The organism is Methylophilus sp. Leaf414 (assembly GCF_001425425.1).
Taxonomy (GTDB): Bacteria; Pseudomonadota; Gammaproteobacteria; order Burkholderiales; family Methylophilaceae; genus Methylophilus.
The window spans coordinates 156,638-170,296 of the sequence record NZ_LMQQ01000001.1 but is presented as its reverse complement, the minus strand read 5'-3'; the positions used below and the strand labels follow the sequence as shown (position 1 = coordinate 170,296).

The window sequence follows — 13,659 nt, the reverse complement described above, 5'->3', positions numbered from 1 at the left end:
CGTGATTACAAGCCATTTCCATTACTAAAGCCATGTCTTAGGCAGGGGTTTGCAGGTATAATAATGGGATGCATAATTGGTTACTTCCAGAATATATTGAAGACGTGTTACCAGCTGAAGCTGCGCGTCTTGAATCCTACCGTCGTCAAGTATTGGATTTATTCCGTGTTCATGGCTATCAGTATGTGATGCCCCCGATGATGGAATATGTGGAGTCGTTATTAACTGGCACAGGGCATGATCTGGATATCGCTACTTTTAAAGTAGTGGACCAACTCACCGGTCGCCTGATGGGTTTGCGCGCGGATACCACGCCGCAAGCTGCCCGCATTGATGCACATATGCTGAACCATCAAGGGGTTTCCCGCCTGTGTTATGCCGGTACCGTTTTGCGTACCAAGCCGGATGGTCTTGCACGTACGCGTGAACCGTTGCAACTGGGCGCAGAAATCTACGGCCATGCCGGTATTGAAAGCGATATCGAAGTGCAGCGGTTGATGGTAAAAGCATTACAGTTGCTAGGCATGCGTACCCTGTTTGTTGATCTCAGTCACGTGGCTATTTTTGCCAGCTTGTCACATATGGCGCAGCTGGGGACTCAGCAAGAGCGTGAATTACAAATCGCATTACAAGCCAAAGACGTCTCCCGCGTAAAAGAATTAATTACAAATCTATCCGAAAAGTCACGCAAAGCTTTTGTGGCTTTGACCCAGTTAAGCGGCGGTATAGAAGTACTTGAGCAGGCGAGGGATGTCTTGCCGGACTCTCCTGAAATTGAACAGGCCTTGCATGAAATGGCTACCGTCGCTGCTGCATTAAGCAATGATGAAGTGACAGTCACCATAGACCTGAGCGAATTGCGTGGCTATCACTACCACAATGGAATGGTGTTTGCTGCTTATGCTAAAGAATATGCCGGCCCGATTGCCCTGGGCGGACGCTACGACGAAGTCGGCGCTGCTTTTGGCCGTGCGCGTCCCGCAACTGGCTTTAGCCTGGATTTGCGTGGAGCTTTGCAGGCATTGGGTCCGGCTACTTTAAACAAAGGTATTCTTGCGCCTGCATCCAGTGATGGCGAACTGGCAACAGTCGTTGAAACCCTGCGTGCGCAAGGCCAGATCGTGGTTGAGGCTTTGCCGGATGCGCTGCTGGATTACTCTGAATTGGCATGTGACCGTACTTTGGAAAAAGTAGATGGTCGCTGGCAGGTAGTTGCGATTTAAAACTGTTTTTAAATTGGCAACCCATTTTCGTTTTTGACAAGATAATTATTGAACATGACACAATCAAGGCAAGCAAAAAACGTCGTTGTTATTGGTACCCAGTGGGGCGACGAAGGTAAGGGTAAAATTGTTGACTGGCTGACCGATCACGCACAAGGTGTGGTGCGTTTCCAGGGTGGTCATAATGCGGGTCATACTTTGGTCGTCGGCCAGGGTGATGCGCAAAAAGTGTACAAACTCAACCTGGTACCTTCCGGCATTGTGCGTGAGGGTGTTAATTGTTATATCGGTAATGGCGTGGTGCTGGACACTACACATTTATTGCACGAGATTGCCACGTTGGAGCAGGGCGGGTTAGATGTTAAAAGCCGCCTGAAAGTCAGCCCTGGTTGCCCGTTAATTTTGTCCCACCACGTAGCGGTGGATCTTGCGCGCGAAGCCAAGCGCAGCACCGATAAGAAAATCGGTACCACAGGCAAAGGCATAGGCCCTGCCTATGAAGATAAAGTCGCACGCCGTGCGTTACGTGTGTATGACTTGTTCCACCCTGAACGCTTTGCAGAGAAGCTGCGGGAAGTGATGGATTACCATAACTTTGTGTTAACCCAGTATCTGGGTGCAGCTGCCGTGGATTTCCAGCAGCAATACGATGCCAGTATGCAGCATGCATCCGTGTTAAAACCGATGGTAGCTGATGTTTCTGCCGCTTTGTATGAAGCGAATGCACGCGGCGAGCATCTGTTATTTGAAGGTGCGCAAGGCACGTTGCTGGATATCGATCATGGTACTTATCCGTATGTCACCTCCAGCAACTGTATCGCTGGTCAGGCTTCAGCCGGTACCGGCGTTGGCGCCAATATGTTGCATTATGTATTGGGCATCACCAAGGCTTATACCACCCGCGTTGGTGGAGGTCCTTTCCCGAGCGAACTGGATATCGAAACCGAAGGTGTACCCGGTTACCAGATGTCTACCGTTGGACAAGAGATTGGCACGGTGACACGTCGTAAACGTCGTTGTGGCTGGTTTGATGCCGCAGCACTGCGTCGTTCTGCCCGTATCAATGGCTTGACTGGTTTATGCATCACCAAACTAGATGTACTGGATGGGATTGAGTCACTGGATATCTGTACCGGATACACACTGGATGGCAAAGTGGTTGACATGTTGCCGGTCGGTGCAGATGATGTAGCAGGTTGTGTGCCGATTTACGAAACGGTACCGGGCTGGACTGAAACTACTTTTGGCGTTAAAACCTGGGAAGGCTTGCCGAAAAATGCCCAGCATTACCTGAAACGGCTTGAAGCGTTATGCGGTGTGCCTATCGCAATTGTTTCAACCGGCCCAGAGCGCGATGAAACCATCGTTTTGCAACATCCTTTTGCCTGATTAAGGGATTTTAGCGATGCGCGCACAACGATTGGCTTGGGCAATTACCGGCTCCGGCCATTACCTGCGGGAGTCCCTGGATATTTTGCAGACCTTGCAGGATGTAGATATCTACCTGAGTCGCGCTGCTGCTGAAATTATCAAGCAATATGGTTTCCAGGCGCAACTGGATGCGGCTGGCCATAAGGTGTATCAGGATAAAACCGCCAGCAGTATCCCGGTTGAGCGCTTTTATGAAGGCGTTTATCACACGCTGGTGATTTCTCCGGCGACCTCCAACACCATTGCGAAAATGGCTTATGGCTTTTCAGATAGCCTGGTCACAAACTTATTTGCCCAGGCAGGCAAGACCCGAGTGCCTAGTATTGTGTTCGCCTGCGATACGGCGCCGGAACTCGAATCTGAAGCGCCACGAGATAATGTCGTTAAAGTCTACCCACGCCAGATAGACCTGGAAAATGTGGCTAAACTGAAGAAATTCGCTGATACTGCCGTAGTGGAAGACATGGCTGATTTGCAATCCACCATCATGCAACGCCTGGCAACGCACCATGATTTACATTTGCACGCAGGTGTACAGGTAGCTGATCACCGGGCTGAGTAGACCTGATGGCTAAACTGCTGTTCCTCACCGGAAAACTGGCAGAACATAGTCTGCACCAGGTAATAGAGTCTATCCTGGCGGATAAAAAACAATCTCCATTTGAATATGAAGTGAAACATATAGGCGTATCGGTAGCCGCACTGATGACTCCATCATTGATTGCGCGTCGGGTGCCTAAAGTGGAAAATATAGACAAGGTAATTTTGCCAGGCTTATGCCAGGGAGACCTTGAACCATTAGTCGCGCAATGGGGCGTACCGGTGGAACGTGGACCTAAAGACTTGAAAGACTTACCTCAATATTTTGGACAAAAAGGCAAAGCGCCAGACTTGACTCGCCATAGCGTGACGATTTTTGCTGAGATCGTCGATGCGCCTGATTTAAGTGTCGAACAGATTGTCGCCAAAGCTGAACATTTCCGGCAACAGGGTGCGGATGTGATTGACCTTGGTTGCTTGCCTGGGAAATCATTTGAACACATGCCGGCATCCATCAGCGCGCTGAAAGCTGAAGGGTTCCAGGTCAGCGTTGATTCTATGCGCGATGAGGATTTACTGGCTGCCGGCAAAGCAGGCGCCGACTACTTACTTAGCCTGCATGAGAAGAATTTATGGATAGCCGATGAAGTCGCTGCGACGCCTGTCCTGATCCCCACCAGACCGGCAAATACTGCCAGCCTGACCCGGGCAATTAAACACTGCCTTAAGCGTGGGCGGCGTTTTATCGCCGACCCGATTCTTGACCCGATTCATTTTGGCCTGACAGACTCTATTGTCCGTTACCATAAATTGCGCAAGCGTTATCCGGATATCGAGATCATGATGGGTGTTGGTAACCTGACCGAATTGACTGATGCTGATACCACCGGTGTCAATGCACTTTTGTTTGGTGTAATCAGCGAATTAAATATTAATGCCGTGCTGGCAACTTCAGTGAGCCCGCATGCTTCTGAAGCGATTGCAGAAGCGGATATCGCCAGGCGTGTCATGTATCGGGCAAGTCAGGATAAGCGTTTGCCGCGCGGGTATTCAAGTGGCTTATTAGGGCTGCATGATCGCAAACCATTTCCATATTCCACTGAAGAAATCATGGATCTGGCTAGCCAGATCAAAGATCCTAGCTTCAGGATTATGGTGAGTGAAGAGGGCGTACACGTTTACAATCGTGACGGTATCCAGCATGGCACCGACCCTTTCAGCTTTTATGCTGGGCTGAATGTGCAAAATGATGCACCCCATGCATATTACCTGGGCGTAGAGCTGGCCCGCGCGCAAATCGCATGGCAATTGAAAAAACGTTATGTGCAGGATGAAATGTTGGAGTGGGGGGTGGCTTCCATTCAGCAAAACAAGCAGGCCAAAATTGCGCATCGCGAAGCCTCTATTAAAGAGAGATTGGAAAACACACGCGCTGAACCTAAATCAGCGTCAGATCCGGAATAGCCAATGATTTACGAAACGATAGTGACTACATGTTCTGCCCAGGGTGAAGTGCATATTGCGCCATTCGGTGTGCAATGGAGTAATGGCAAAGTAGTTATCTCACCCTATAAGCCCTCTGCGACGTTGCAAAACATCCTTGATACCCGTCATGCCGTATTAAACCTGACGGATGATGTGCGCATATTTGCCGCTGCCATTGCAAAAAAATCACCGTTTGCCACGCAGGAGATTGCGCCCGGTTGTGTGCGTCTGCAGGATTGCCTGACGCATCACGTCCTCAAGCTGGATGAGATGGAGGAAGATGAAGTGCGCCCCAGATTGACCATGACTGTTGTGGAAAGCGCCTTGCATGGGCCATTTATGGGATTCAACCGTGCCCAGGCGGCGGTGATTGAATTGGCGGTACTTGTAAGCCGTTTACATATGTTGCCTATCGAAAAAATTAACCAGGAAATGCAATATCTGCAAATTGCTATCGATAAAACTGCCGGTGAGCGTGAGCTTGAAGCCTGGCAGTGGCTGGTGGATACGATTAATAACCATATAGCGCGCCAGAGCGGCTTGCAGCAGGCTTGATGATGCAAGTGTTGGTTAGTGTTAGTTCAGTGCCAGAAGCGCAAACCGCTTTGTCAGCAGATGTCCGGTTGATTGATCTCAAAGATACCTCACACGGCGCGCTGGCTGCACTCGATCTGCAGTTATCTCAATCAATTGTAGATATTGTGAATGTTCACCGGAAGCGCAAGCCCGACACTGGCATTACAGTCAGTGCGACGGTTGGTGATGATTGCTCGTCCGCTACGCTCTTGCAGGAATTAATTCAGTCTCGGTTGACTATAGGTATCGATGTGATCAAGTTACCTGAGGCTATCTGGGCTAATCCAAGTTATCACGATGTTATCAACACTTTCCTATTCAAGCATATCAAGTTGATTGCAGTGTTGTCACCGGCAACTATTCTTGACCAAAGCACCATCAAAGATACTTTGTCAGAACTTGCTAAAGCAGGATATTGGGGAGTCATGGTAGACACCATTCAAAAATCAAAGTCTTTAACGACATTGATTAATCTGGATATGCTGAATTCTTTCGTGTATTCGGCAAAATCATTGAATTTATATGTCGGGCTGGCTGGTGGTTTGAGCTTGGAACAGTTCGATCAGCTGGCAGATTTATCACCGGATTACCTCGGCTTCAGAAGTGGTTTGTGCATGAACCAGCAGAGGGGGCAGCCGTTGATCACGGAAAAAGTACAGCAGCTAACAACAAAATTGTCTGAAATTTGTTGTTTATTGCCTCAAACCCAATAAATACTTGAGTCCTAGTGCTATTGAGGGTTGCGTCAGGAAGTAGGTTTGCGTATAGTCTGACTTGTAAGTCTTTCTAAAGATGTGGCGAGTTAAGCCAAATAATAAAGGAGTCGATGAATGAAAAAGAATTTTTTAAGCTTGGCAATTGCGTCTGCATTTGTACTGGCATCGCAAGTTGCACAAGCTGAAGATATGTACCGTGGTGCATGGTATGTTGTACCAGGTGCGACTTATATGAACACTGACAACGATCTTGAAGCTGACAATGGCCGTGGTGGTTTCTTGTCAATTGGTAAAGAAGTTAGCGAACACTGGGATATCCAGGGTCGTTTGGGCTACAACCGTGCTGACGAAGATACTGGTATTGCTGGTGCAAGTGGTAAATACAAGCAAACAGCTTTGGGCCTGGATGCTTTATATGTATTCAGCCGCGAAAAATTCCGCCCATTCCTGTTAGCAGGTATTGGCGCAGCGCGTAACGATGTGGATTACACAGTACCTGGCTTTGATGTTGATGGTAAAAAAACATCATGGATGGCAAACGTTGGTTTGGGCGCGCAATATCTGTTCAATGACAAATTTGGTATCCAGGCAGATGTACGTCACCAATGGAGTCGTGCAAGAGTTGCAGTTAGCAATGGTGTAGCTTCTGGTTCAGAAACAGATACTATCGGTAATACATTGGTAAACCTGGGCGGTATCTTCCGTTTCGGCGCGCCAGCTCCAGTTGTTGAAGAGCCAACACCAGAGCCAGCACCGGCACCTGTAGCAGCGGCTGAGCCAGCACCTGCTCCGGCACCAGCGCCAGCACCTGCTCCGATGTGCAAACCGCAAAACGAAGTAGTGACTGTAAGTGCTGAAAAACTGTTCGGCTTCGACAAAGCTAACCTGCGTGAAGAAGGCCGTAAAGTTCTTGAAGAAACTGCAGCTAAAATCAAGGCTAACCCAGAAATTACTGCTGTTATCGTAACAGGTCACACTGACCGTATCGGTACTGATGCTTACAACCAGAAACTGTCTGAGCGTCGTGCTAAGCAAGTGTCTGATTACCTGATTGCTCAAGGTATTGATGGTGGTATGATCACTGCCGAAGGTAAAGGTAAATCTGAGCCAGTAGTACAGTGCGAAGGTAAAAAAGTATCCAAGAAATTGATTTCTTGCTTGCAACCTAACCGTCGTGTTGAAATTCGTGCTGAAGGTACGAAACAACTTGGTTGCCAATAATTAGCAGCTAGTTTTACTAAAAAGCCACGCAATGCGTGGCTTTTTTTACGTCTGTAGTTTTGAGCAGGCACAGTGCAGACTAGCCTCGGTTATAATTCAAGCATGAGTGACTCTCAATTTATTATCAAACCACGCTGGATAATTCCCATGGATGGAAAAAAGACCACGCTGGAACAGCATGTAGTGATTGTCGATGCTGGTGTTATCCAAGCAGTGGTTCCTAAAAATGAGATTCCGGAATGGGCGATTGATTGGGAAACCATTGACTGCTCCCAGCATGCACTGCTTCCTGGCCTGATTAATTTGCACGCGCATAGCAGCATGAATCTGCTTAAAGGCTATGCCGATGATTATGCATTGATGCCATGGTTAAATGACCATATCTGGCCTGCTGAACGTCAATGGGTTTCAAAGCCTTTTGTGCATGATGGCAGTCTATTGGCAGGTGCTGAAATGCTGAGCGGTGGAATTACTACTTTCAATGACATGTATTTCTTTCCCCAGGCCACAATCGAGGCTGTAAAACGACTGGGTATGCGTGCGCATATTGGATTGGTCATTATGGAGTTTCCTACCAATTATGCGAATAACGCGAATGAATATATTCGCTTAGGCACTGAAGTACGGGATCAGTTTAAATCTGATGCAGGCATCAGTTTTTCATTTGCGCCACATGCACCTTATACCGTAAGCGATCAAACTTTCGAGCAAATCAGTACCCTTGCGGAGCAATTGAACATGGGTATCCACACCCATTTGCACGAAACCCGCGCCGAAATCCAGCAAAGCCTGGATGAATTCGGGGTGAGACCTATAGAAAGATTAAAAGCGCTAGGGATTCTTGGCCCCAGCACCGTATGTGCGCATGGCGTACACCTCGAGCCAGCCGAATTGGAGATGCTTGCTACACAGGGCACGCATATTGCACATTGTCCCTGTTCCAATTTGAAATTGGCCAGCGGCATTGCACCTGTCGCCGCTGCCTTACGCGCAGGATTAAATGTAGGCTTGGGCACCGATGGTGCGGCAAGTAATAACCGACTGGATTTATGGCAGGAAATGCGTACTGCAGCGCTGTTGGCTAAAGTCGCTGATGACAATGCTGAATCGGTCCCTGCTTATACAGCCCTGGAAATGGCGACGATCAACGGTGCACAGGCATTGGGTTTACAGGATAAGATAGGCAGCATCGAACCGGGCAAACAGGCTGACCTGATTGCAGTCAGGCTGGATGATTTAAACAGTTTACCGTGTTATGACCCGATTTCGCATCTGGTATATGTCGCCGGAAGGGAACAGGTTACGCACACATGGGTAGATGGCCAATTGCGTTATCAACGCACAGAAGAAGGCCAAGCCGTCTTTGCGGACATAGACACCGAAGAATTAAGGTCTATTGCTTTGCAATGGCAATTAAAAATACAGTCATCCCAGTCTTGAATAAATGAAGAGGAATGCATCATGGCGAATGTAGAAGCCGCTGAAGTGAATAAATTTGCTGATCTGGCACATCAGTGGTGGGACGCACAAGGCGTATTCAAGCCTTTGCATCAATTAAATCCGCTACGTCTGGATTATATTGATAGTCGCGCTAGTGTGAATGGTAAACAGGTATTGGATGTAGGTTGTGGCGGCGGTATTTTAAGTGAATCTATGGCACGTCGCGGTGCACGGGTGTTAGGCATTGATATGGCTGAAAGATCTCTGGAAGTCGCACAACTACATGCATTAGAGGCAGAAATACAGATCGAATATCGTTGCATTGCAGTAGAGGCATTGGCTGAAGAAAAGCCAGCGTCATTCGATGTAGTAACTTGCATGGAAATGCTGGAGCATGTGCCCGACCCGGCCAGTGTCGTACGCGCTTGTGCTGCTTTGGTCAAGCCGGGCGGCCATCTGTTTTTTTCTACGCTTAACCGCAATGCCAAAGCTTATTTGATGGCAGTCATAGGTGCAGAGTATGTACTGAATCTGCTGCCAAAAGGCACGCACGACTATGCTAAATTCATCAGGCCCTCAGAGCTCGCAACCTGGTTACGCCAGTCTGGTTTGGAACTGCAACATCAGACCGGCGTCACCTATAATCCACTGAACAAGCAATACAGCCTGACCGCAGATACCAGCGTGAATTACATGTTGCATGCAATAAAGGATTATTAATGCAGGCAGTTTTGTTTGATCTGGATGGTACTTTGGTGGATACCGCACCAGACCTGGGTTATGCCTTGAATTTGCAACGCGCGCGCCATGGGTTACCTTTTTTACCGGATGACACTATTCGCCCACATGCATCTCACGGTTCGCGTGGTTTGCTGGCCATTGGTTTTGGTTTAGAGCCCACCGATAGTGATTTTGATGCGATGCGACATGAGTATCTCAGTTTATATACTGAAGTGATGACTCGACAGCCTGTGTTATTCGACGGTATGGCCGAAACATTGGCAGATATAGAACAGCGCGGTTTACGTTGGGGGATAGTGACTAATAAACCGAGGCGGTTTACTTTGCCTATGATTGAGCATATGGGGTTGAGCAGCCGCGCCAGTGCAGTAGTGAGTGGTGATGATGCACCGCTGCCCAAACCTTCACCACAAACATTATTATTAGCCTGTGAACACATGCAAATTGATCCGGCCAGTATCTTGTATGTAGGGGATGCTGAGCGCGATGTGCAGGCCGGTAAAGCTGCCGGTATGACCACACTGGTTGCTTTATTTGGCTACTTGTCTGATACAGATAAGCCTCAGGAATGGTGCGCCGATGGCTATATCCTGCAACCGCAAGAATTACTTGCCTATCTTTAAGCTCCTCCAATTAGCTAAACCTACCTTGATTTAACTGCGTGCACTGCTAAGCACGGCCATCGCTGCAATATTAATATCGGCAACCAGAATACTGACAAGCTGGCCGTTGTCATCCAGGATAGGCAGAGATACCGTCAGGCAGAAATCTTCAGTGGCGGTAGATAAGTAGATGCTGGATATGTAGGGCGCATTTGTTTCTGCCACGCGTTGATAATAGGCCTGTTGACTACGGTCTATGCCTGCACCACCTGCCTTGATTTTTCCATACATATTCGGATTAATCCAGTTGGCATAGCGCTGGACACCGTTAGGTTCAAGTTCAAAAATCACTTCAAAATAAGGAAATTCGGCAAAGCAGCTGTCAAGATCGTGTGAACCCGTTGAGCGATGCGTATTCAATAGTGACTGCAATGCCGACAGTGCTTTCTGTTGCCATCCTGAATAAAACTCTTTTTTCGGCAAAATGGTTTGCGGTGGTGTATCCTCGACCACCACAATACTGCCAATATTGGCTTTCCCGATTTTTTTAAGTTGGGCGGCCCGTTCCGCCGCGACCACGCTGTTTTCCAGCTCACCTTGTTTACCGTTGACAACAGCGATAGACACGCTGGCCACTGGATGATCTTTCCCGTCTTCGGTAGTAAAGAATCCGCGCTCCAAATCGGTCGCGTCATAAAGATGCACAGCCAACGCCTGAAACTGGCTAATAATATGTAGCAATGTTTCATTCAGGGTTGGGGCATTATGATCGTAGATGAGCACGAAGTCATCGCCACCGATATGCCCCACCATGACGCCGGATTTATCTTGATATTCCTGACGGATAATTTCCGATAACAACCGGATCATGGCGTCACCACGGATAAAGCCGTAGCGGTCGTTATAAGCTTTAAAATGATCCAAATCTATATAGATCAGTTGTGTATTGGCGTTATTGCGCAGGCTATTGTCCAGCGTTTGTCTAAGCGTAGGCCCGGTAGTCAAATGGCTGAGTGGATGCAAATTACCGCTGGATGCTTTACGGCTGATTAATTGAGCCATGATCTCCATGGGTTGCAAAACACCCATGTAAGCGCCTTCATCATTGACTGTAATCCAGATGTCGATGTTGCCACGTTCCAGATAAAAAATGCGCGCAAGTACAGAAGAAGGCCACATATGGTTAATGACCTTTGGCAGCGGGTCACAACAAGCGCCGAGCCCCGTTTGTTTCTTGGAAAAGACCTTGCCACGTCTTAAAACGCCGAGAGGTTTTTGTCCATCTAGTACCACCGCATTCGCAATATCGGCATGAGCATTGAATAAACGTCTTGCTTCGGCCAGCGAGCAGCTGACATCAATCGTCAGGCCATGACTGATATATTCACCGATATGAAAATCATCAGGCACATGTGAACGATGTGATTCATCGCGTACAGGCAGCGCGGTCACCTGGTCACTGGGCACGCTTTTGGGGTGGGCAAAATAATGGCCCTGCGCATAATGCAGGCCCAAATCCTGGCAATAAGTGATATCTTCTACGCGTTCAAGCCCCTCCGCAATAATGGTGCATCCCAGACGTTGCGCCATGGAAATAATAGCTTCGAGCAGCACTGTCCGCACACGGCTACCTTGTGCCTCATGCACAATCGCGCGATCTATTTTGATGAAATCTGCGCGTACCTCAGCCAGAATACGCAGTCCATTAAAGCCAGAGCCCATGTCATCCAGCGCGATACGCAGACCATGCATGCGAATTTCGTCACAATAACGAGCCAGTACTTCCGGGTCTGTTTTTTCACTTTCTACAATTTCGATCACCACATCGCGTTTATCAATCTGCTGCTGATTCAATATCTTTAAAATAAAGTCGAGCCAGCCGGGGCTCATGATTGTTTGCGGGAGCACATTAATAAAGATTGGCTTATCCGCAGATATAGATTGTGACTTGCCTATCAAAGCCAGTTGCTGGCAAGCGAGATCCAGTTCGTGAGTGCGCTTCACTTCTGCCGCAAGCGCAAAAGCCTCCATGCCGTTAAGCCATTTGCCTTCTGGCGTTTTCAGTCGGCATAAAGCCTCAAAGCCAAATACTTTACCGCCTTGGCCAAAATCAACAATCGGCTGATAATGCATTTGAATATGGGGCGTGAGGTCAGAAAGCAACCATGGATATTTGTGACGCGCATAAAAGGTATTGAAGGGCATTGTTGCCTGCAGTGCCTCCATCGGGTTCATGGAGTGATTGTCTTCTGTCACGAGCACCCAGGTATCTTTTAGTGTGAGTGCGGCTTCTGTTGCAATCACCTGGTCAAGAATTTTCAACAATTCAGGCTCTGAATCATAGCTGAACGACGAAGTATTAATTCCTGAAAAAAGTGGGTTTTCTGAATTGGCGTGACTGTTGGCGTCAAAAGTATGCAGAAATAATTCCATTTAATACGACCTTGCTTTTAAAAGTGTAACAGGCTTAAGTGACGACGTGATTGTTTTGAAAACCTGGGCGTCTACCTGTTATAACGACAATGCCGGATTTTAATTAAGTGCAGAGATGATTAGTTTGCATAATTTCTGTTGCTCCCTTATCAGCTAAGCATGTTTGAATTTAAATTCGCCTCTCTTGCATTGTAAATAGATAGTGCCTGCGAAGTCGCTAATACTCATTACAGAGTGCCGGTGTGATTTTGCCCACATTACATTTTTCAGATTGAAAATCCTACAAACGAATAAGTAACTTCCTATAAAAGCGTTATTAAATTGACACAATAATGTTTTCAGGAACTTTTCTATTAGTGCTGTAATGAAGGAGAACATTATGAACGAAGATATTGTAAAAGGTGACTGGAAGCAATTAGCCGGTAGGATTAAAGCCAAATGGGGCAGATTGACTGATGATGAAATTCAGGAAGCAGAAGGTAATACCGAATATCTGATAGGTAAGTTGCAGGAACGTTATGGACTGGCCAAAGAACAGGTGGAAGAGAATCTACGAGATATCGGATATGATCAATGATGCTTATTGTCTAGTTACAGCCATTGTTTTAATAAAATAATAAAGCCAAGAATCACTTCTTGGCTTTATTTTTTAATGACTCTATCTTGATGAGTCTATTTTAACGGGGTGTAGCTTCAGTTGGTACACAGTCGCTACCTCCTGAAGTAGGCTGACCAGCTACAGAATAACAGCCATTGTTTGGAACGGTTGGTACGGTTGTAGTGGAATTATTCATACTATTTCTGGCACGGGTATCTCGAGTATTAGGATCTACACGGTTCATATCTTTTCTACCCGGATTTGTGGTTGGATTAAGGTCTTGACCAGTCGGAGACGCTGGCTGATTTGGATTAACAGTCGGTCTGGCCGGAGGTGTGACGCCTGGATTGCCCGTTCCTGTTGCTCCAGCTCCAGTTGCATTTGGCGTGGCACCATTCGGGGATACGCCATTTGTTGTTGCGCCATTGCCAACAGTACCATTCGTTGCTCCACCTGTTGTACCGGCAGGACTTGCACCTACGGTTCCTGCACCAGCAGCCCCAGCTGCGCCTCCGGCGGCACCAGCTGCACAACTATAAGAACATTGTAATAACCCTGTCAATATGACGCTTAATACAGAAACTTGTAATTTGTCTAATTTCATTTCATGACTCCTTATTGGAAAAGTAACGCAATGCGTCACTATAGGGATT

General features: G+C 47.6%; 13 protein-coding genes. 11 read left to right on the top strand and 2 right to left on the bottom strand.

The window, feature by feature from the left end; genetic code table 11:
* Nucleotides 1-68: 68 nt before the first annotated feature.
* The 10 genes from ASG24_RS00750 (at nt 69) to ASG24_RS00705 (ending at nt 9,996) form a co-directional block, all read left to right on the top strand.
* Nucleotides 69-1,223, top strand: coding sequence for an ATP phosphoribosyltransferase regulatory subunit (locus ASG24_RS00750; protein WP_055866707.1), 1,155 nt, complete (start codon nt 69-71; stop codon nt 1,221-1,223).
* Nucleotides 1,224-1,277: 54 nt separating this feature from the next.
* Entirely contained in the window at nt 1,278-2,612 is a 1,335-nt protein-coding gene (locus ASG24_RS00745; protein ID WP_055866705.1) for an adenylosuccinate synthase, read from the top strand.
* 16 nt (nt 2,613-2,628) lie between these two features.
* Nucleotides 2,629-3,216 (top strand): flavoprotein, encoded by a 588-nt coding sequence (locus ASG24_RS00740; protein ID WP_055866703.1) that lies wholly within the window; start codon nt 2,629-2,631, stop codon nt 3,214-3,216.
* A gap of 5 nt (nt 3,217-3,221) precedes the next feature.
* Complete coding sequence (locus tag ASG24_RS00735; protein WP_055866700.1) at nt 3,222-4,658, top strand: DUF6513 domain-containing protein; 1,437 nt, start codon at nt 3,222-3,224, stop codon at nt 4,656-4,658.
* Nucleotides 4,659-4,661: 3 nt separating this feature from the next.
* Nucleotides 4,662-5,234: a DUF447 domain-containing protein gene (locus ASG24_RS00730; protein WP_055866697.1), complete on the top strand. Its 573-nt coding sequence runs from the start codon at nt 4,662-4,664 to the stop codon at nt 5,232-5,234.
* Nucleotides 5,234-5,968: a (5-formylfuran-3-yl)methyl phosphate synthase gene (locus ASG24_RS00725; protein WP_235562268.1), complete on the top strand. Its 735-nt coding sequence runs from the start codon at nt 5,234-5,236 to the stop codon at nt 5,966-5,968. Before ASG24_RS00730 ends, ASG24_RS00725 begins: the two co-directional genes overlap by 1 nt.
* A 117-nt stretch (nt 5,969-6,085) precedes the next feature.
* On the top strand, nt 6,086-7,192 hold the full coding sequence (locus tag ASG24_RS00720) for an OmpA family protein (RefSeq protein WP_055866695.1): 1,107 nt from the start codon (nt 6,086-6,088) through the stop codon (nt 7,190-7,192).
* A gap of 102 nt (nt 7,193-7,294) precedes the next feature.
* Nucleotides 7,295-8,632: a TRZ/ATZ family hydrolase gene (locus tag ASG24_RS00715; protein WP_055866692.1), complete on the top strand. Its 1,338-nt coding sequence runs from the start codon at nt 7,295-7,297 to the stop codon at nt 8,630-8,632.
* A gap of 21 nt (nt 8,633-8,653) precedes the next feature.
* Complete coding sequence (gene ubiG, locus ASG24_RS00710) at nt 8,654-9,352, top strand: bifunctional 2-polyprenyl-6-hydroxyphenol methylase/3-demethylubiquinol 3-O-methyltransferase UbiG (RefSeq protein ID WP_055866689.1); 699 nt, start codon at nt 8,654-8,656, stop codon at nt 9,350-9,352.
* Nucleotides 9,352-9,996: an HAD family hydrolase gene (locus ASG24_RS00705; RefSeq protein WP_055866686.1), complete on the top strand. Its 645-nt coding sequence runs from the start codon at nt 9,352-9,354 to the stop codon at nt 9,994-9,996. The genes ubiG and ASG24_RS00705 overlap by 1 nt, the downstream gene beginning before the upstream one ends.
* A gap of 30 nt (nt 9,997-10,026) precedes the next feature.
* Here the strand turns inward: ASG24_RS00705 and ASG24_RS00700 are convergent, their stop codons facing one another.
* Nucleotides 10,027-12,408 carry an EAL domain-containing protein gene (locus tag ASG24_RS00700; protein WP_055825262.1) on the bottom strand — a complete coding sequence of 794 codons (2,382 nt, stop codon included), beginning with the start codon at nt 12,406-12,408 and terminating at the stop codon, nt 10,027-10,029.
* 379 nt (nt 12,409-12,787) lie between these two features.
* On the opposite strand from ASG24_RS00700, the gene ASG24_RS00695 reads away from it, so the two are divergent.
* Complete coding sequence (locus ASG24_RS00695) at nt 12,788-12,985, top strand: CsbD family protein (protein WP_055866684.1); 198 nt, start codon at nt 12,788-12,790, stop codon at nt 12,983-12,985.
* Nucleotides 12,986-13,085: 100 nt separating this feature from the next.
* On the opposite strand, the gene ASG24_RS14535 is transcribed toward ASG24_RS00695, so the two are convergent.
* Nucleotides 13,086-13,568 (bottom strand): hypothetical protein, encoded by a 483-nt coding sequence (locus ASG24_RS14535; protein WP_156376494.1) that lies wholly within the window; start codon nt 13,566-13,568, stop codon nt 13,086-13,088.
* Nucleotides 13,569-13,659: the final 91 nt, after the last annotated feature.

What these genes read in the sequence shown, in the direction of transcription:
- ASG24_RS00735 (WP_055866700.1), top strand. Translation starts at nt 3,222, where the DNA reads ATGGCTAAACTGCTGTTCCTCACCGGAAAACTGGCAGAACATAGTCTG.
- ASG24_RS00750 (WP_055866707.1), top strand. Translation starts at nt 69, where the DNA reads ATGCATAATTGGTTACTTCCAGAATATATTGAAGACGTGTTACCAGCT.
- ASG24_RS00725 (WP_235562268.1), top strand. Translation starts at nt 5,234, where the DNA reads ATGATGCAAGTGTTGGTTAGTGTTAGTTCAGTGCCAGAAGCGCAAACC.
- ASG24_RS00740 (WP_055866703.1), top strand. Translation starts at nt 2,629, where the DNA reads ATGCGCGCACAACGATTGGCTTGGGCAATTACCGGCTCCGGCCATTAC.
- ASG24_RS00695 (WP_055866684.1), top strand. Translation starts at nt 12,788, where the DNA reads ATGAACGAAGATATTGTAAAAGGTGACTGGAAGCAATTAGCCGGTAGG.
- ubiG (WP_055866689.1), top strand. Translation starts at nt 8,654, where the DNA reads ATGGCGAATGTAGAAGCCGCTGAAGTGAATAAATTTGCTGATCTGGCA.
- ASG24_RS00700 (WP_055825262.1), bottom strand. Translation starts at nt 12,408, where the DNA reads ATGGAATTATTTCTGCATACTTTTGACGCCAACAGTCACGCCAATTCA.
- ASG24_RS00715 (WP_055866692.1), top strand. Translation starts at nt 7,295, where the DNA reads ATGAGTGACTCTCAATTTATTATCAAACCACGCTGGATAATTCCCATG.
- ASG24_RS00745 (WP_055866705.1), top strand. Translation starts at nt 1,278, where the DNA reads ATGACACAATCAAGGCAAGCAAAAAACGTCGTTGTTATTGGTACCCAG.
- ASG24_RS00720 (WP_055866695.1), top strand. Translation starts at nt 6,086, where the DNA reads ATGAAAAAGAATTTTTTAAGCTTGGCAATTGCGTCTGCATTTGTACTG.
- ASG24_RS00730 (WP_055866697.1), top strand. Translation starts at nt 4,662, where the DNA reads ATGATTTACGAAACGATAGTGACTACATGTTCTGCCCAGGGTGAAGTG.
- ASG24_RS00705 (WP_055866686.1), top strand. Translation starts at nt 9,352, where the DNA reads ATGCAGGCAGTTTTGTTTGATCTGGATGGTACTTTGGTGGATACCGCA.